Genomic DNA, 17,309 nt, shown 5'->3' with positions numbered 1-17,309 from the left:
TCGAAGGACTTCCCGCACGGCACCACTCGTACCGCGAACGAACTGGAGACACAGACACATGACAGCGCCCCAGTCGCGCTACCGCCGTGCCATGGCGATCCCGGTCGGGATGGCCATGGCGACGGCCCTTGCGTTCCTGCCGAACGTCACGGCGTCCGCGGCCGACGCCACGACGGCGGTGGCCGATGACGCGCCCTCGCTCAGCTATGTCGTCAACGTCAGTCCCGGGCACGGCGCTTCCGCGCATGTGAAGAAGGCCATCGCCGAGGCCGGCGGCACGGTCGTGATCTCGTACGACCGGATCGGCGTGATCGTCGTCCACTCGGCGAACCCGGACTTCGCCAAGACCGTCCGCACGGTGCGCGGGGTCGACTCGGCCGGTGCCACACGCAACGCGCCGCTGCCCGCGCAGTCGACCACCGACGTCGGCACCCCGAAGGTGCTGAGCGCCGAGGAGGTCGCGCACGCGCAGGCGGCCGACGGGCAGGACCCGTTGGAGCCGCTGCAGTGGGACCTGCCCGCCATCAAGGCTGACAAGGCACACGAGAAGACCCTCGGCAGCCGGGACGTCACCGTCGCCGTCATCGACACCGGCGTCGACGACACGCACCCCGACATCGCGCCCAACTTCGACCGGGACGCCTCCGCCAACTGCGTGTCGGGCAAGCCGGACACGACCGACGGCTCCTGGCGGCCCAGCGCGGCGGAGAGCCCGCACGGCACGCATGTGGCGGGCGAGATCGCGGGTGCCAAGAACGGCGTCGGTATCACCGGTGTCGCGCCCGGCGTCAAGGTCGCCGGCATCAAGGTGTCCACGACCGCCGGCTACTTCTACACGGAGGCCGTGGTCTGCGGCTTCATGTGGGCGGCCGACCACGGCGTGGACGTGACCAACAACAGCTATTACACCGACCCGTGGTACTTCAACTGCAAGGACGACCCGGACCAGAAGGCGCTCGTCGACGCCATCACCCGGGCCTCCCGCTATGCGGAGAAGAAGGGCACGGTCAACGTCGCGGCGGCGGGCAACGAGAGCTACGACCTCGCGTCCGACTCGATCACCGACCCGGTCTCGCCGAACGACGGCACCCCGTCGGACCGGGTGATCGACCCGCACAAGTGCTACGACATACCGACCCAGCTGCCGGGTGTCGTCACGGTCGCGGCGACCGGCGCCAAGGGCATCAAGTCGTCGTTCTCCAACTACGGCCTCGGGGTCATCGACATCGCCGCGCCCGGCGGTGACTCGACGGCCTACCAGAAGCCGGAACCCCCGGCGACCAGCGGTCTGATCCTGGGCCCGCTGCCGGGCGGCAGGTGGGGCTACATGGCGGGTACGTCGATGGCGACCCCGCATGTCGTGGGTGTGGCCGCATTGATCAAGTCAACCCATCCGCATGCCCCGGCGGCGCTGGTGAAGGCGCTGCTGTACGCCGAGGCGGACGCCACGCCCTGCACGGACCCGTACGACATCAACGGCGACGGCAAGGTCGACGCGGTGTGCGAGGGCGTGAAGAACTACAACGGCTTCTACGGCTGGGGCACGGCGGACGCGCTCGCCGCGGTGACCAAGTAGAGCCTGTGCGGGTGACCAGGTAGAGCCTGTGTGCGGATGACCCGGGCCGGGCGGCACGACCGCCCGGCCCGGGCGTCTTGTGCGGCAGGATCTTTGTCATGCTCGAGTATGAAGATCCCGCGACCTGGAGACCCGAACCGGTCCGGCCCCGGGGACAGTTGGTGCTCCGCTTCCTGGCCACGGTCGCGTACCTGCCCGTGCCGTGTCTGCTTGCCCCCGCGTCGTGGGCCTTCCTCTTCGCCGTGGGGCTGGTGGCCGAGGTGATCGCCGCGTTCAGCGACTCCGAGCGGTGGTTCGACAGGTTCACGGACCGGGTGCTGGACCGGACGACGAGACTGCCCTCCTGGTGCGTGACCTGGCCGGAGCTGCGGCATGAGGGCGACACCGGCCACTACCGGGCGCGGGTCGACAAGAGGGTCGCCGACTGGACCCGGCGGGCGTCGAGGCCGGTCGTGCCGAAGAAGCCCCGACCGCCGGTCGAGTGTGCGATACCGCTGCGCGACTACCGCGGTGCGGGCGGCCGCTACGTCGCCGAAGTCGCCCTTGCCCAAGGCTGGGAGCTGCGCCCCACCGATGTCGGCAAGGAGGTGCGCCTGTGGTGGACCGCCGCCACCAAGGTTGATTGAATCAATACTGCATAGTGCAGTCATGACAGAAATCAAGTTCTCTTGGGACGCGGTGGGAGGCGATCCCGCTCTGCTCTCGCGTGTGTCGACCGTCGTACGCCGGGGCGCGCTCGAAGCGAGGCTGCCCGTCAGGGAGTTGGCGCGTTCCTGTGTGGGCGCCTGCGCGCTGGCCGCCGCCGAGCTGGGCGCGCGGCGGGCCGGGCACGCCGAAATACCGGAGGTCCGGGTCGACGACGCGGCAGTCGCGGCCGCCTTCCACAGTGAGCGGCTGCTGCAGGTGGACGGGCGGGCGCCGGTCGTCTTCGCGCCGCTGTCGCGGTTCTGGCGGACCGCGGACGGCTGGGTGCGCACCCACGCCAACTATCCGCACCACCGGGCACGGCTGCTGGGCGCGCTGGGATTGCCGCAGGACGCCCCGGCCCCGGTGGAGGACGTCGCCGCACGGCTCGCTGAGCGGTCCGCCCTGGAGGTGGAGGAGACGGTGTACCGCGCGGGCGGCCTCGCCGTCGCCCTGCGCACGCCCGAGGAGTGGGCCGCACACGAGCAGTCCGCCGCGCTCGTGCGGCGGCCTCTGGTGGAACGCGAGCGGCTGGACCCAGCACCCGCGCGCGTGCTCGCGCCGGTCGAGGGCACTCCCCTGCTGCCGGCCGCCGGACTGCGGGTGCTGGACCTGACCCGGGTCCTCGCGGGCCCGGTCGCCACCCGCACACTCGCCCTGCTCGGCGCGGACGTGCTGCGCGTGGACGCCCCACGGCTGCCCGAACTCCCCGACCTGCACGCGGACACGGACATCGGGAAGCGTTCGGCGACGCTGGACCTCGCCACCGAGCGCGCGGTCTTCGAGGATCTGCTGGCCGAGGCGGACGTCGTGGTCACCGGTTACCGGCCGGGCTCCCTGGACCGCTTCGGGCTGTCCCCGGAGGCGCTCGCCGAGCGGCGGCCCGGGCTGGTCGTGGCGCAGGTGTCGGCGTGGGGCGCGTACGGGCCGTGGGGCGGGCGGCGGGGCTTCGACAGCCTGGTGCAGGTCGCGACCGGCATCGCCGCGATCGAGGGGGCGGCCGGAGAGCCCGGCGCCCTGCCCGCGCAGGCCCTGGACCACGGCACGGGCTATCTGCTGGCGGCCGCGGTGCTGCGGGCGCTGACGGAGCAGTCGTACGACGGCGGCAGCCGGTTCGTGCGGCTGGCGCTGGCCCGGACCGGGGCCTGGCTGACGCACGGGATCGAGCACGGCCCGGCGGGCGACACCGCCCACGACGCGACACACCCCCGCCTCGCCGAACGGGACAGCGCGCTGGGACGGCTGCGGTACGCCCCGCCACCGGTGTCCTTCGCCGGCGGACCGGCCGACTGGGCGCGTCCGCCGGGAGCCTGGGGGTCGGACGCGCCCCGGTGGTTCTGAGCGCAGGGGTTGGTCCTGAGCGCAGGGGTGGCCGGAAACGTATCAGTGGGCGGAACGCCCATCCCCCGGTTGCTTTCCTTTGCTTGCCCCGTTTTGTGACCACTGGCGAGGATCCAGGGGTGACGTTGATACGACCGACCGCGAAGGCGGGCGGCGAGAGCCCGGCCGGCCGCCGGACCGGAGTGCTCCGGGCCGCCGCCGTCCTGGCCCTCGTGACGCTCGCCGCGCTGATATCCCTGTTGGGGCCGTCCGCCGCGCTGCACGGCACCGGTGAGGCGTCCGCGCCCGGCGTGGGCGGCATAGCCCTGCTGCGCACGACGCTGTTCACCGCCCTGTGCATACCGGTGGGCGAGCTGTTCGTGAACCGGCTGGCCCACCGGCTGCCCGGCGCTCCCCCGGACACACCGCGCAGCTGGTCCCCGTACGCGGCCGCGACGGGTTTCGTCGCCGCGCTCGGCCTCGCCTCGGTCGTGGCGACCGGAAACCTGGTGCCGCACAGCCTGTCCCAGATCGACCTCGGGGGGCTGTACTCCACGCGCGACGGCGCGCTCGCGCTGATCGAGGTCAACGCGTTCTTCGTCGCCGGTCTGTGCGCCCTCTCGCGCCGTCCCGCCAGCCAGGTCTGGCCCCTGGCCGCGGTCGTCCTCGCGGAGGCCCTGCGCGCGCACCCCACGACGGAGCACGGCCCGCTGGTGGGCTCGGGCCTGACGCTCGTGCATCTGACGTGTGCGGCCCTGTGGGCGGGCGCCCTGCTGCACGTGCTGCGGACGCTGCGGCTCTGGCCCGGTCGCGGTGGCGAGGCGGGCGCCGCGCTGCTGGGGCTCTACGCGCGCGTGGCCGCCGTACTGCTCGCGGCGATCACCGCCACCGGCCTGTGGAGCACCCTGCGCCGGATGCCGGCGGACACGGTGCTGCACCAGCTGACGGCGACCGCCTACGGTCGCGCCCTGCTCGCCAAGGTGATCCTCGTGACGGTCGTCGCCCTGCTCGCCCTGTGGGCGCGCATCCGGCTGCGCCGGGCGCCCGACCCGCTGACCGCGTGCGTGCCCGCAGGGGCCGAGGTCGTCGCGCTCGGCGTGGTCGTCACGGTGTCGGGGCTGCTGACGGCGCTGCCGCTGCCGATCCGCTGGTGACCGGCCGCCGGCTCAGTTGGTGACGAGGACCTTGAGCGCGGTGCGCTCGTCCATCGCCTTGTAGCCGTCCGGTACGCCCTCCAGGCCGACCGTCAGGTCGAAGACCGGCGACGGGTCGACGGTGCCGTCCAGGACGTCGGGCAGCAGCTCGGGGATGTATGCGCGGACCGGTGCGACACCGCCGCGCAGGGCGATGTTGCGGTCGAACATGACGCCGAGGTCGAGGCCGGTGCCGCTGCCGTGCGGCACGCCGACGAAGCCGATCGCGCCTCCGTCACGGGTGATGTTGACCGCCGTGCGCATCGACTGCTCGGTGCCGACGGCCTCGACGACGGCGTGCGCGCCCTGGCCGCGGGTGAGTTCACGGACCGCCTCGACGGCCGCGTCACCGCGCTCGGCGACGACGTCCGTGGCGCCGAAACGGCGGGCGATGTCGGTACGGACCTGGTGGCGGCCGAGCGCGATGATCCGCTCGGCGCCGAGGCGCTTGGCGGCCAGCACGGCGCACAGGCCGACGGCGCCGTCCCCGACGACGGCGACGGTGGCGCCGGGCCGGGCGCCCGCGCCGACGGCGGCGTGGTGGCCGGTGCCGAGCACGTCGGACAGGGTCAGCAGGGCGGACAGCAGGTGGTCGTCGGAGGCCGCGTCCTTGGGCAGCTGGACGAGGGTGCCGTCGGCGAACGGGACGCGCACGGCCTCGCCCTGGCCGCCGTCGTAGCCGACGGAGCCCCAGAAGCCGCCGTGCTCGCAGGACGTCGTCAGACCCTCGCGGCAGTAGTCGCAGACCCCGTCGGACCACATGAACGGGGCGACCACGAGGTCACCGCGCCGCACGGTGCCCACCGCGGAGCCGGTCTCCTCGACGACGCCGAGGAACTCGTGGCCGATCCGCTGGCCCGGCTGCCGGGCCGCCTCGCCGCGGTACGCCCACAGGTCGCTGCCGCAGATGCAGGCACGGAGCACGCGCACCACGGCGTCGGTGGGCAGCTGCACCACGGGCTCGGGAACGTCCTCCACGCGCATGTCGTAAGGGGCGTGGATGGTGGTGGCGCGCATGGCGAGGGTCCTTCTCTGATCCGCGGTTCCGGGTGCGCTCAGGGGGTGGTCGAGCGCACTTCACGGTACGCCGCCGCCGGTGCGCGCCGCTCGCCGAGGGTGCCCCGGACCAGCAGGAACTGTGCCAGGGCATAGGTGAGCATGATCCAGAGGTCGGGCCGGGGCGGCTGCGGCCAGTCGGCGATGCCCGTCGCGATGAGCGTGTCGGAGAGCATGAAGAGCGCACCGCCGAGGCCGGCGACGAGGCCGAGCCGGGCGGCCGCGCCGTACGCCATGGCGGTCAGCAGGGCGCTGTAGCAGGCGACGGGGACACGGAGGCCGGCGGGCAGGTCCGGCCACAGGAGGGCGGCCGTGACGACGAGGACGACGGCGTAGGCGGGGGCCAGAAGTCCGCCACGCGCGCGTGAGGGGCCGTAACCGCGAAAGAGGGCCAGGTAGCAGACGTGTCCCGCCGCGAAGCAGGCCATGCCGGCCATGAAGGCGGGCTGCGCGTCTGACAGGAGCAGGACGTCACCGCCCCAGCCGCACAGCAGGGCGGCGACCAGGAGGCGAGGGGCGGCGCAGCGGGCCGCGTGGGCGGCGAGCAGGAGCATCAGGAGAGGCTTGGCCACCGTGTGCCCGATGTCGTACCCCACGGCGAGGGATACGAGGTCGACGACGGTGGTGAGGGCGAAGGCGGCCGGCAGGACACGGGGCTGTCTCACGCGGTCACGGTCTCCTCGGCCGCGTCCGCCACCGGCGCCGGCGCCGGCTGCCAACCCGGCCCGCCGAACACCCGTCCCGCGCGCTCCCGCCAACTGCCTGCGGCCTTGAGGTCCTTGGCGATGGCGACGTACTCGTGCGTGGCGACCTTGATCGGGTTGAACGTGTTGATGTTCTTGGTCAACCCGTACACGGGGCGCTCGACCTCGGGCACGAACGACCCGAAGAGCCGGTCCCAGACGATGAGGATCCCGCCGAAGTTGCGGTCCAGATAGCCGCCCTGGGAGGCGTGGTGCACCCGGTGGTGCGAGGGCGTGTTGAACACGAATTCGTAGCTGCGGGGCAGTTTGTCGATCCGCTCCGTATGGATCCAGAACTGGTAGACGAGGCTCACCGAGGAGCAGAAGGCGACGGCGGCCGGGTGCACGCCGGCGGCGACCAGCGGGACGTAGAACGGCCAGGAGGTGAGGCTCGTCCAGGGCTGGCGCAGCGCGGTGCTGAGGTTGAACTTCCTGCTGGAGTGGTGCACGACGTGACAGGCCCACAGGATGCGGATGACGTGGTGGCCGCGGTGGGACCAGTAGTAGAAGAAGTCCTGCGCGAGCAGCATCAGCGGCACCGTCCACCACAGGACGGGCACGCGCAGCGGGGTGAGCGCGTAGACGGCCGAGTAGATCGCGACGACCGGGATCTTCCACATGGCGTCGAAGAACAGGCTGCCGAGTCCCATGGAGAGGCTGGTCGCGGTGTCCTTCGGCGCGTATCCGGCCGTCTCCTCGTCGGGATGGAGGCGGAGGCTGATCATCTCGACGACGGTGAGCAGCACGAAGGCCGGTATGGACCACAGCACTACATCGGGGAGGTTCGGCATGCGTGCACCGTAGGGCCGCCCGTGGGCCGCGCCTAGAGGTTGCTACCCACAAGTATTACCGGGGGTACGCGCTTGCTTGTTATCGATCTCCGCCAAAGGGATCCGCAGGACGGTCCATCCGCGGCAGTCCATCCGCGGGGCGGTCTAGACGCCGGCCGCCCCCAGCAGGCTTCCGGCGGCATAGGTGACCCCCATGGCCAGCGCCCCACCGACCACGTTCCGCAGCACCGCACGCCTCGGGTCGGCCGCGCCGAGCCGGGCGCTGCTCCACCCGGTGATGACGAGCGCGGCCAGCACGGACACCACGGTGACCACGAGCCGCACCTGGGCCGGCGGCAGGACGATCGCGAGCAGCGGCAGCAGGGCGCCGACGGTGAAGGCCAAAAAGCTCGCCCAGGCCGCGTGCCAGGGATTGGTCAGCTCGTCCGGGTCGATACCGAGCTCCACGCGCGCGTGGGCCCTCAGCGCGTCCCGTTCCGTCAGCTGGACCGCCGCCTCCCGCGCCACGTCCCGGGTGAGCCCGCGCTCCTCCAGCAGCCCGGTCAGCTCCTCCAGTTCGGCGTCCGGCTGCTCCCTCAGCTCCCGCTTCTCCATGGCCAGCGCCGCCAGTTCCGAGTCGCGCTGGGTGGACACGGACACATACTCGCCCGCCGCCATCGACATCGACCCGGCGAGCAGCCCGGCCAGGCCCGCCGTGAGCAGGGCGGCCCGGTCGTCCGTCGCCCCGGCCACACCGACGACGAGCCCCGCGGTGGACACGATGCCGTCGTTCGCGCCCAGTACCCCGGCCCGCAGCCAGTTCAGCCGGGAGCCGAGTGCCCCGCTGTGCGCCTCGTCATGGGTTGGTTCGGTCATATGACCGAGGATCGCACCTTCGGTGTCACCAGACCCGTACCGACGCTCCCCGCGCGAACACCGGGCTCGTCGCGTCCGCCGGCGGCTCTGCCAGGGGCTCCGCCAGCTCCTCGACCGTGGGGCCCGCCTTCGCCGCGATCGGGTCGAGGAAGTCCAGGTCGAAGCCGTACACCCGGGCCGCGTTGCCACCGAGCATCGCGGCGACCTCGTCCCGTGGCACGCCCGCGAACGCGAAGCGCAGTCCTTCCCGGGAGTAGGGGTAGGTGCCCTCGTCGTGCGGGTAGTCGCTGCCCCACATGATCTTGTCGAGGCCGATGCGGTCGCGCAGCGGCACCTCGTGCGGGCGCATGAAGCTCGCGCCGACGAAGCAGTTGTCGCGCCACACCCGGGACGGCGCCGCGCCCATGCCGGCCGCGAGGCCCGCACCGAACTTGGCCTCGGCCGTGGACGCCCGCGCCGCCGCCGCGACCATGCGGCCGTGGTAGTAGTCCAGCATGTCGAGCACACCGGGGATCCAGCCCGAACCCTGCTCGGTCAGGACCAGCTTCAGCCCCGGGTGACGGCGGAAGGCGCCGCCGAAGACGAGGTGCCACAGCGCGCGGTGGGAGAACCAGGTCGTCTCGACCATGAAGACCGCGCGGGCGGCCGGTTCGTCGCCGAGCGGCGGGGAGGCCGAGCCCGCGTGGTGGTTGACGGGGACGCCGAGTTCCGCGCAGACGGCCCAGATCGGGTCGTACGCCTTCGAGTACAGCTCGGGCAGGCCGGAGCCGGGCGGTGTGCCGGGCAGCATCGGGCCGCCCCTGAGGCCCGCCGCCACCGCCCACCGGATCTCCTTCACGGCCTCCTCGACATCGCCCAGGAGGATCTGGAAGACACCCGCCCGGCGGCCCGGCGCGGCCGCGCAGAAGTCCGCGAGCCAGCGGTTGTGGGCGCGCAGTCCCGCCCAGCGCATCTCGAACTCCGCCGCGGTCGGTGCCGGGGCCATCAGCGAGCCGGAGGGGAAGAACGGCGGGATGGTGTTCGGGAAGACGACCTCGGCGACGATGCCGTCCCGCTCCAGCTCCGCGAGGCGGCGCTCGGAGTTCCAGTTCCTGTCGGCCGTGTCGGCGAGCAGGTCCTCGTAGGGGTTGACGTAGGTGGCCGCCCACGCGTCGAACGCGTCGTGGTGGCGCTTGTCCAAGTAGGGCCGGTAGTCGAGCAGATCGGCGCCCGCGTGGCAGTCGGCCGAGATCACCGTGTAGCGGTCGTCGCTCATGGCGTCACCCCCAGGACCGGGAAGTCGTTGTCGGTCAGCCAGTGGCGGCCCGCCTCGCGCGAGCGCGCCCAGGACGCCTCGACGGCCGCCTGGTCGTCCGGCTGGCCGAGGTCGGCGGGCGTGGGGCCAATGCGGCGGGCCAGCGGGGTGAGCCGCTCGACGTCGAAGCCGAAGACGTCGGCCGCCGCCAGGCCCAGCATGCGGCGCGTCTCGGTGACCGGGATGTCGTGGAAGGTGCGCCGCAGCCACGCGCGCGTGTCGGGCCAGGTGCCCTCGGGGTGCGGGAAGTCGCTGCCCCACAGGATGTTGTCGACGCCGATCTCGTAGCGCTGGGCGAGTTCGCGGCGCTTGGTGTTGGTCGCGCAGACGAAGACCTGGCGGTCGAGGTACTCGTGCGGCGGGCGTTTCAGCTCCTCGAAGGGGGAGAGCTTCTTGCCGCCGTGCGCGCCGAGGTAGAGCCGGTCCATGAACCACAGCAGGTTGGGCAGCCACCAGCAGCCCGACTCGGCGACCCCGAACCGCAGGCCGGGGTGCCGCTCGAACACGCCCGACCACAGCAGGAACCAGAGCGGCCGCGCGGGCCACCAGGTGACCTCGGCGACATAGATGCCCAGGTGGTCGCCGTACTCGTGGCGCGGGGCCGCGCCGGAGTGGGTGAGCACGGGCATCCCGCACTCGGCCGCCGCCGCCCACACGGGGTCGTAACGGCGGTCGTGGTAGGGCTTCTTGTCGACCCACATGGAGGGGATCATCAGGGCGCCGAGGCCTGACTCCCTGGCCCGGTGGACCTCGGCGACGACGTCGTGGACCTCGCCGGTGATCGGCAACAGGGCGACCCCGCAGTGCCGTTCGGGGTGCTGCGACACGAAGTCCGCCAGCCAGCGGTTGTGCGCCCGCGCGCCCGCCATGCCCAGCTCCGGGTCTTGGTCGCCGGACAGCCCCAGGCCGACTCCGAAGGGCGCGGCCGTGCCGCTGTCCACGGCGTCGGCGTCCGGGAAGACCACCTCGGCGGCCACCCCGTCCCCGTCGAGCTCCTTCAGGCGCTGCGCGGTGTCCCAACCGCCGCGCAGCCCCTCCTCGTTGTCCTGGAACCACTTGCTCGCGAACGCCTCGTTGCGGATGCCGAGCCGGGTCATCTCCTCGCGGCGCCGCTCGCGGCCCGCGAGGAACTCGTCGAAGTCCCGGTGGAAGCGGGAGTCCAGATAGGGCCGGTACTCCTCGGTGGGCAGCCCGGCGTGGCAGTCGGAGGAGATGATCAGGTACGGGTCCTGGCCGGTCACGTCGGCCTCCTCAGTCTCGGTCCAGGATGAAGCTCTCCAAGTACGACGGGTTCGCGCGGTCGAGCATCGACCGCGCCCGGGCCCGGATCTGCGCGTCGCTGTGCTCGCTCGCGGGCAGCAGCCAGAAGCGGTCCGCGCGGATGCCGTCCACGACGAGGTCCGCGACCTCCTCGACCGGTGTGAAGCGCACCTCCCGGCCCGCCTCGCGCATCGCGGCCTCCCACTGGCCGAGGCTGCGGTACGGGGTCCTGCGGGGCCGCTGCTTGGCGTACCGGGCGGGCCGGTTGCGGTGCGACTCCCACAGCCCGGTGCGCAGCATGTGCGGCCCGGGGAACAGCACCGAGGCGCCCACGCGCGCGTGCTCCGCCCTCAGATGGGCGTACAGGGACTCGGTCATGGTGACGACGGCCGCCTTGGTGACGGCGTACACGGAGGCGGTGGGCAGCGGGGCGATGCCGCCGTCGCCGGAGGACGTGTTGACGACATGACCGGGCTCGCCCGAGGCGAGCATCCGCGGCAGGAACGCCTGGATGCCGTGGAAGACGCCCCACACGTTGACCGCGAACGCCCACTGCCAGTCGTTCGGTTCGTGCTCCCACATGCGTCCCTCGGCGCCCGAGCCGACCCCCGCGTTGTTGCACAGGACGTGGACGGCCCCGTAGGCGTCGTACGCCGACTCCGCGAGGTCCAGGACCTGTTCGCGCTCGCCGACGTCGACCACGCGCGCGTGCACGTCGGCGCCGTCGGCGCGCAGGTCCGCCGCGGCCTTCTCCAGTGCGCTCTCCTCGACGTCGGCGAGGACCACTTTGAGACCCTCCGCGGCGAACCGCCGGGCCATCGCAAGGCCGATCCCGCTCGCCGCTCCGGTGATGACGGCGACCTGTCCCGCCCTCAGTTCCATCAGGCGCTCCCCTCGGGAGGCGCGTCGAGAACCTGCCGCGGGTCGTCGTAGCGCTGGTGGATGTACGGCAACAGGGCCCGCGCGTCGACCCGTTCGGCGACCCGGCCGCTCTGGTCGCTGGTCTTCTCGCCGAGGGTGATCTCCAGGAGGCGGCGGACGGGCAGGTCCGCGACCGGGTCGTACATGGACTCCCGCAGGACGACCTCCCCGGTGATCCCCTCCAGCCTGCGGACCTTCTCGTGGCGCACGCAGTGCACGAGCACCGGGTCGGCGTCGAAGCCCGAACCGTCCACGGCGGGAAGGAACTTGAAGTAGAAGTCGGTCCTGCGGGAGGGCTCCGGCAGGGGCAGGGGGCCGGTCACCGCCCCGCGCACCTCCACGAAGGCGATGCCGTGCCGGGCGAGCGCGGCGCGGACGACGAGACCGTCGCGCTGCACGGTCACCTCGCCGAGTTTCTTGGGCTCCCCGAAGACCTCGCGGCCGCCGGTGAGGGCGCGTTCATGGGTCATCGGCATGACGAGCGGGTACCAGCCCTCGACCGAGTCATGGGCGGCGGCGACCGCGAACGAACCGGCGCCCAGCGGGTGTCCGGGCAGATCGACCTTGCTGATGTTCACCCGGACGAGTGGCCGTGCCGTCGGTTTGAGCGGGGGCGGCAGGACCGCGGCGACCGCGTCCGGGTCGGTCTCCCAGACGGCCACCACACCGGTGGACCAGATGTCGGGGAGCATTGCGCTCGCGGTGCGCGCGGCGGTGATCTCCGCCTCGGTCCGTGCGCCGTACCGTACGCGTGCCATACGCCGTACCGCCCTTCCGTCGACCGTCATCCGCCCGGGCGCCAGCACGCTTGCACCGGGCGGTGAAAAGGTCCATAGCGGCGGGCCAGACATTCGCGCCATTCACGGCACGCGCGCGGCGTGCGAACGCGCTCCCATGGCGAGGCGTCAGGAGAGCGGCCGGGGACGGGACTGTCAGTCGCGGCCCGTATCCTCAGTGACCATGCTCGATGACCGTACGACCGCAGCGTCCTCCCCCACCCGGTGGCCGGCCGCGTATCCGAAGGGATACGCGGTCGTTGACGTGGAGACCACCGGCCTGGCCCGGGACGACCGGATAATCTCCGCGGCCGTCTACCGGCTGGACGCGCGCGGCGAGGTCGAGGACCACTGGTACACGCTGGTCAATCCGGAGCGCGATCCGGGCCCGGTGTGGATTCACGGTCTGACGAGTGATGTGCTGGAGGGTGCGCCGCTCTTCGACGACATCGCCGAGGAGTTCGGCGCCCGTCTCGACGGCCGGGTGCTCGTCGCGCACAACGCGGTCTTCGACTGGCAGATGATCGCGCGCGAGTACGCGCGCGCGAAGCGTGAGGCGCCGGTGCGGCAGCGGCTGTGCACCATCGCGCTCTCCAAGGAACTGGGTCTGCCGCTGCCCAACCACAAGCTGGAGTCCCTCGCCGCGCACTTCGGTGTCGTGCAGCAGCGGGCGCACCACGCGCTGGACGACGCGCGCGTGCTCGCGGAGGCGTTCCGGCCCAGTCTGCGGGCCGCGGCGCAGGGCGGTGTGCGGCTGCCGCTGCTGGAGTGCCGGCCGCTGACCGAGTGGAACGACCGGCCGACGGCTCTGATCGGCCGTCAGGCGGGCGGGGGCTACGGCGGCTACCGGCCGACGAGTTGGCGTCCGTCCCGCAAGCGGTCCGCGTGCCCCCACCCCAACCCCGGGCGGTACGAAGACGGCAAACGCCTCAAGCAGGGTATGCGGGTCGCGTTCTCCGGGGACACCTCCGTCGACCGCGAACTGCTGGAGGACCGGGCGGTCGAGGCCGGGCTGCATGTCGCGACGAGCATCTCCCGGCTGACCAGCCTGCTCGTCACCAACGACCCCGACTCGGGCACGTCGAAGGTGGTCAAGGCGCGCCAGTTCGGGACACCAGTGGTGGACGAGGCGGCGTTCGGGCAGCTCCTCAGGGACGTCGAGCCCGCGTCGGAGCAGTGACCGTGAAGTGACCGTACGGATGGGTGATTGCCGTGCGACTCACCCGGAGCCCGCTCGCCCGGGCGACGGCGACCGCTCACCCTGTGACTCATGGCGAAATGCGAAGTTTGCGGCAATGACTACGGAATGACCTTCGAGGTCCACGCCCAGGGCGCGGTGCACGTCTTCGACTGCTTCTCCTGCGCGATCCACCGCATGGCCCCGGTCTGCGAGCACTGCAAGGTCTCGATCATCGGCCAGGGCGCCGAGGCCGAAGGCAACTTCTACTGCGGCGCCCACTGCGCCCGCGAGGCCGGGAAGGTGGGGATCGTCGACCGCGTGTGAGCCGGTACCCGCCCGATTGCACCCCGCGACCGAGTTGTACCGTCGTGGGGTGCACCGCTACCGCTTCCTGCTCACCCGCCAGTGGGTGATCCTCACCCTCGTCGCAATCGCACTGATCCCGGCGATGATCAAGCTCGGCTTCTGGCAGGAGCACCGGTACCAGGAGCGCAGCGCGCGCAACCAGCTGGTCTCCGACGCGCTGAACGCCGATCCGGTACCCGTGGAGCAGCTGACCTCGCCCGGGCACACCGTGACCAGCGGCGAGCGGTACCACTCCGTGACCGCCAAGGGCCGCTTCGACACCGCCCACGAGGTCGTCGTGCGCCGGCGCACCAACTCCGACGACGCGATCGGCTACCACGTCCTGACCCCGTTCGTCCTGACGGACGGCAAGGTACTGCTGGTCAACCGGGGGTGGATCCCCGCCAACGGCACGAGCCAGACGGCGTTCCCCGAGATCCCCGCCCCGCCCCGCGGCGAGCTCACCGTCACCGGCCGGCTGATGCCCGACGAGACGACCGCGGCGAGCGGCATCAAGGATCTCAAGGGGCTGCCGGACCGGCAGATCATGCTGATCAGCAGCGCGCAGGAGGCCCGGCGCCTCGACGCCCAGGTGCTCGGCGGCTACATCGCGCAGACGGCCCCCGAGCCGAAGGGCGACACCCCGGAGCTGATCGGCCGGCCCGGCAAGGAGGACGCCCCGCTGAACTACGCGTACATGATCCAGTGGTGGCTGTTCGCCGCGGGCGTCCCGGTGGGCTGGTGGGTCCTGGTACGACGTGAGCTGCGCGACCGGATCGAGGCGGCGCAGCGGCCGAGCGAGGACCCGGAGCCGGCCGCGGCGTGAGCCGTCCCGCACGACGCCTTCCTACGGGGCGGGCGTGCCGTCGGGGCCGAGAGGGCACGCCCGCCGTCGGTGAGGTGTGCGGGGCTCAGCAGCAGCGGCCGGGTGACTCGTACTCGCGCCGCGTGGTGCGCATCCGCTCGTACTCCCGGCGGGTCGGCACCGGTGCGTGCGGGTGGTGGCGGCGGTGCCGCTCGCAGTAGCGGTCGTACTCCGCCTCGCCGGTCAGTTCCCGTGCGTACCGGAGCGCGGTGTCCAGTGCCTTCCGCACGGTCCTCATGAGCCCGCCCCCACCAGCGCGTCGTCACTGCGATGTGCCGGCACGTCGATGCGCGACTCCACGTACGGTGCCTCCGTCGTCGGCAGTGGCTCGCCGGCCCGAAGGGCGCGGGCGCACACCACCGCGCAGTTGACGAGGACGATCAGGACCAGCAGCAGGAAGATCGCCATGAGTACGCCGTCGACCGTGTTGTTGAGGACGATGGTGTGCATGTCGTCCACGTCCGTGGCACCCGGCAGGAGCTTGCCGGCGTCGATGGCGTCCGCGTAGAGGTCGCGCTGGGCGAAGAAGCCGATCTTCGGGTCGGCGGAGAAGATCTTCTGCCAGCCTGCGGTGAAGGTGACGGCCACGTCCCAGACCAGCGGGATGCCGGTCACCCAGGCCCAGCGCGACTTGCCCGACTTGATGAGCATGGTCGTGGTGACGGCCAGGGCGACCGCGGCCAGCAGCTGGTTGGCGATGCCGAACAGCGGGAAGAGCTGCTTGATGCCACCGAGCGGGTCGGTGACACCGGCATAGAGGAAGTAGCCCCAGGCGCCCACGACCAGGGCGCTGGTGATCCAGATGCCCGGCTTCCAGGTGACCCGGCCGATCGGCTTCCAGACGTTGCCCAGCATGTCCTGCAGCATGAAGCGGCCCACCCGGGTGCCCGCGTCCACCGTGGTGAGGATGAACAACGCCTCGAACATGATGGCGAAGTGGTACCAGAAGGCCTTCATCCCGCCGCCGAACACCCCGGAGAAGATCTCCGACATGCCCACGGCGAGGGTGGGGGCGCCGCCGGAGCGCCCGACCAGCGTCTGCTCCTCGACCGCCTTGGCCGCGGCCGTCAACTGGTCCGGGGTGATGGTGAATCCGAGGCCCTTCACCGCCTGCGACGCGCTCTCCACGGTCGGGCCGAGCAGCGCGGCCGGGGAGTTCATCGCGTAGTACAGGCCCGGTTCGAGCACACAGGCGGCGATCAGGGCCATGACGGCGACGAAGGACTCCGTGAGCATGGAGCCGTAGCCGATCAGCCGGACCTGGGACTCCTTCTGGATCAGCTTGGGCGTGGTGCCGGAGGAGACCAGCGCGTGGAAGCCGGACAGGGCGCCGCAGGCGATGGTGATGAACAGGAAGGGGAACAGCGCCCCGGCGAACACCGGCCCGGCTCCGGTGTGCGCGAACTTCGTCACGTCGGCGGCCTTGAGGGTGGGCGCGGCGATGACGACGCCGACGGCCATCAGGGCGATCGTGCCGACCTTCATGAAGGTCGACAGATAGTCGCGCGGGGCCAGGAGCATCCACACGGGGAGCACGGAGGCGACGAAGCCGTAGCCGACCAGGCAGAAGACCAGGGTGGTGGGGCTCCAGACGAAGTGGTCGGCGAGCGAGGAGTTCTGGATCCAGCCGCCGCCGAGGATGGCGAGCAGCAGCAGCCCGACACCGATGACGCTGGTCTCCACGACCCTGCCCGGTCTCAGGTAGCGCAGGTAGAAGCCCATGAAGAGGGCGATGGGGATGGTCATGGCGACCGAGAAGGTGCCCCAGGCGGATTCGGCCAGCGCGTTGACGACGACCATCGCCAGCACCGCAAGCAGGATGATCATGATGGCGAAGACGCCGATCAGCGCGGCGGCACCGCCCACCCTGCCGATCTCGTCCCGGGCCATCTGGCCGAGGCTCTTGCCGTCCCGGCGCATGGAGAGGAACAGGACGATCATGTCCTGGACCGCGCCGCCGAAGATCACGCCCGCGATGATCCAGACGGTGCCCGGCAGATAGCCCATCTGCGCGGCCAGTACCGGGCCCACCAGCGGCCCGGCGCCGGCGATGGCCGCGAAGTGGTGGCCGAACAGCACCCGCCGGTCGGTGGGGTGGTAGTCGATCCCGTCCTCCAGCCGCTCGGCCGGAGTGGCGCGGGTGTCGTCGACCTGGAGGACCCGGCGGGCGATGAACCGTGAATAGAAGCGGTAGGCGATGGCGTACGAGCCGAGCGCGGCGACGACCAGCCAGACGGCGGAGATCCTCTCCCCGCGGGCCAGCGCGATGACTCCCCACGCGACCGCGCCGATCAGGGAGACGGCAGTCCACAACGCGAAGGATTGCATTCGTGACTTTTCCGGCGCTTCGCGGCCGGATTCAGGCAGGGCGGACGGGGGCATGGCGGCTCCTCACCGGGAACGGTGTGACGAGGTGTGACAAGAAGTGCCCGCCGACCAGCGCGGATCAG

General features: G+C 71.8%; 17 protein-coding genes. 7 read left to right on the top strand and 10 right to left on the bottom strand.

The features are described from left to right. The first annotated feature begins 58 nt into the window (after positions 1 to 58). The 4 genes from ACZ4EG_RS16805 to ACZ4EG_RS16790 all read left to right on the top strand — a co-directional run bounded on the left by ACZ4EG_RS16805 (position 59) and on the right by ACZ4EG_RS16790 (position 4,734). Positions 59 to 1,576, top strand: a complete 1,518-nt coding sequence (locus tag ACZ4EG_RS16805; protein ID WP_467791097.1) for a S8 family peptidase — start codon at positions 59 to 61, stop codon at positions 1,574 to 1,576. 98 nt (positions 1,577 to 1,674) lie between these two features. Then, positions 1,675 to 2,202: a hypothetical protein gene (locus ACZ4EG_RS16800; protein WP_467791096.1), complete on the top strand. Its 528-nt coding sequence runs from the start codon at positions 1,675 to 1,677 to the stop codon at positions 2,200 to 2,202. A gap of 22 nt (positions 2,203 to 2,224) precedes the next feature. Continuing rightward, positions 2,225 to 3,601 carry a CoA transferase gene (locus tag ACZ4EG_RS16795; protein WP_467791095.1) on the top strand — a complete coding sequence of 459 codons (1,377 nt, stop codon included), beginning with the start codon at positions 2,225 to 2,227 and terminating at the stop codon, positions 3,599 to 3,601. Between the two features lie 119 nt (positions 3,602 to 3,720). Further along, complete coding sequence (locus ACZ4EG_RS16790) at positions 3,721 to 4,734, top strand: CopD family protein (protein ID WP_467791094.1); 1,014 nt, start codon at positions 3,721 to 3,723, stop codon at positions 4,732 to 4,734. Positions 4,735 to 4,746: 12 nt separating this feature from the next. Here the strand turns inward: ACZ4EG_RS16790 and ACZ4EG_RS16785 are convergent, their stop codons facing one another. The 8 genes from ACZ4EG_RS16785 to ACZ4EG_RS16750 form a co-directional block, all read right to left on the bottom strand. After that, a complete protein-coding gene (locus tag ACZ4EG_RS16785; RefSeq protein WP_453548594.1) occupies positions 4,747 to 5,790 on the bottom strand; it encodes a zinc-dependent alcohol dehydrogenase family protein in 1,044 nt (347 codons plus the stop codon). A gap of 38 nt (positions 5,791 to 5,828) precedes the next feature. Then, the gene (locus ACZ4EG_RS16780) at positions 5,829 to 6,494 is read right to left on the bottom strand and encodes a lysoplasmalogenase (RefSeq protein ID WP_467791093.1); all 666 of its coding nucleotides are present in this window, start codon (positions 6,492 to 6,494) and stop codon (positions 5,829 to 5,831) included. After that, positions 6,491 to 7,363, bottom strand: coding sequence for a sterol desaturase family protein (locus ACZ4EG_RS16775; RefSeq protein WP_467791092.1), 873 nt, complete (start codon positions 7,361 to 7,363; stop codon positions 6,491 to 6,493). Before ACZ4EG_RS16775 ends, ACZ4EG_RS16780 begins: the two co-directional genes overlap by 4 nt. Before the next feature lie 144 nt (positions 7,364 to 7,507). Further along, complete coding sequence (locus ACZ4EG_RS16770; RefSeq protein WP_453548588.1) at positions 7,508 to 8,218, bottom strand: VIT1/CCC1 transporter family protein; 711 nt, start codon at positions 8,216 to 8,218, stop codon at positions 7,508 to 7,510. Between the two features lie 25 nt (positions 8,219 to 8,243). Further along, entirely contained in the window at positions 8,244 to 9,473 is a 1,230-nt protein-coding gene (locus ACZ4EG_RS16765) for an amidohydrolase family protein (protein WP_467791091.1), read from the bottom strand. Beyond that, complete coding sequence (locus tag ACZ4EG_RS16760; protein ID WP_453548584.1) at positions 9,470 to 10,753, bottom strand: amidohydrolase family protein; 1,284 nt, start codon at positions 10,751 to 10,753, stop codon at positions 9,470 to 9,472. The genes ACZ4EG_RS16765 and ACZ4EG_RS16760 overlap by 4 nt, the downstream gene beginning before the upstream one ends. A 10-nt stretch (positions 10,754 to 10,763) precedes the next feature. Beyond that, positions 10,764 to 11,654 carry an SDR family NAD(P)-dependent oxidoreductase gene (locus tag ACZ4EG_RS16755; protein ID WP_453548582.1) on the bottom strand — a complete coding sequence of 297 codons (891 nt, stop codon included), beginning with the start codon at positions 11,652 to 11,654 and terminating at the stop codon, positions 10,764 to 10,766. After that, positions 11,654 to 12,451, bottom strand: coding sequence for an acetoacetate decarboxylase family protein (locus ACZ4EG_RS16750; RefSeq protein WP_453548580.1), 798 nt, complete (start codon positions 12,449 to 12,451; stop codon positions 11,654 to 11,656). Before ACZ4EG_RS16750 ends, ACZ4EG_RS16755 begins: the two co-directional genes overlap by 1 nt. Before the next feature lie 202 nt (positions 12,452 to 12,653). Between ACZ4EG_RS16750 and ACZ4EG_RS16745 the strand changes: the two genes are divergently transcribed. The 3 genes from ACZ4EG_RS16745 (at position 12,654) to ACZ4EG_RS16735 (ending at position 14,820) form a co-directional block, all read left to right on the top strand. Beyond that, complete coding sequence (locus ACZ4EG_RS16745) at positions 12,654 to 13,649, top strand: DEDDh family exonuclease (protein WP_467791090.1); 996 nt, start codon at positions 12,654 to 12,656, stop codon at positions 13,647 to 13,649. A 90-nt stretch (positions 13,650 to 13,739) separates the two neighbouring features. Further along, a complete protein-coding gene (locus tag ACZ4EG_RS16740; RefSeq protein ID WP_467791089.1) occupies positions 13,740 to 13,973 on the top strand; it encodes a hypothetical protein in 234 nt (77 codons plus the stop codon). Positions 13,974 to 14,022: 49 nt separating this feature from the next. Beyond that, a complete protein-coding gene (locus ACZ4EG_RS16735) occupies positions 14,023 to 14,820 on the top strand; it encodes an SURF1 family cytochrome oxidase biogenesis protein (protein WP_467791088.1) in 798 nt (265 codons plus the stop codon). An 85-nt stretch (positions 14,821 to 14,905) separates the two neighbouring features. On the opposite strand, the gene ACZ4EG_RS16730 is transcribed toward ACZ4EG_RS16735, so the two are convergent. Both ACZ4EG_RS16730 and ACZ4EG_RS16725 read right to left on the bottom strand, forming a co-directional pair. Next, the gene (locus ACZ4EG_RS16730) at positions 14,906 to 15,097 is read right to left on the bottom strand and encodes a CstA-like transporter-associated (seleno)protein (RefSeq protein WP_453548572.1); all 192 of its coding nucleotides are present in this window, start codon (positions 15,095 to 15,097) and stop codon (positions 14,906 to 14,908) included. Then, on the bottom strand, positions 15,094 to 17,241 hold the full coding sequence (locus ACZ4EG_RS16725; RefSeq protein ID WP_467791087.1) for a carbon starvation CstA family protein: 2,148 nt from the start codon (positions 17,239 to 17,241) through the stop codon (positions 15,094 to 15,096). The genes ACZ4EG_RS16730 and ACZ4EG_RS16725 overlap by 4 nt, the downstream gene beginning before the upstream one ends. Positions 17,242 to 17,309 lie beyond the last annotated feature (68 nt).

The sequence above is a fragment of the Streptomyces sp. NPDC025638 genome, assembly GCF_055558775.1.
The sequence above is the reverse complement of the archived record's forward strand: the minus strand, read 5'-3'. Positions and strand labels throughout refer to the sequence as shown.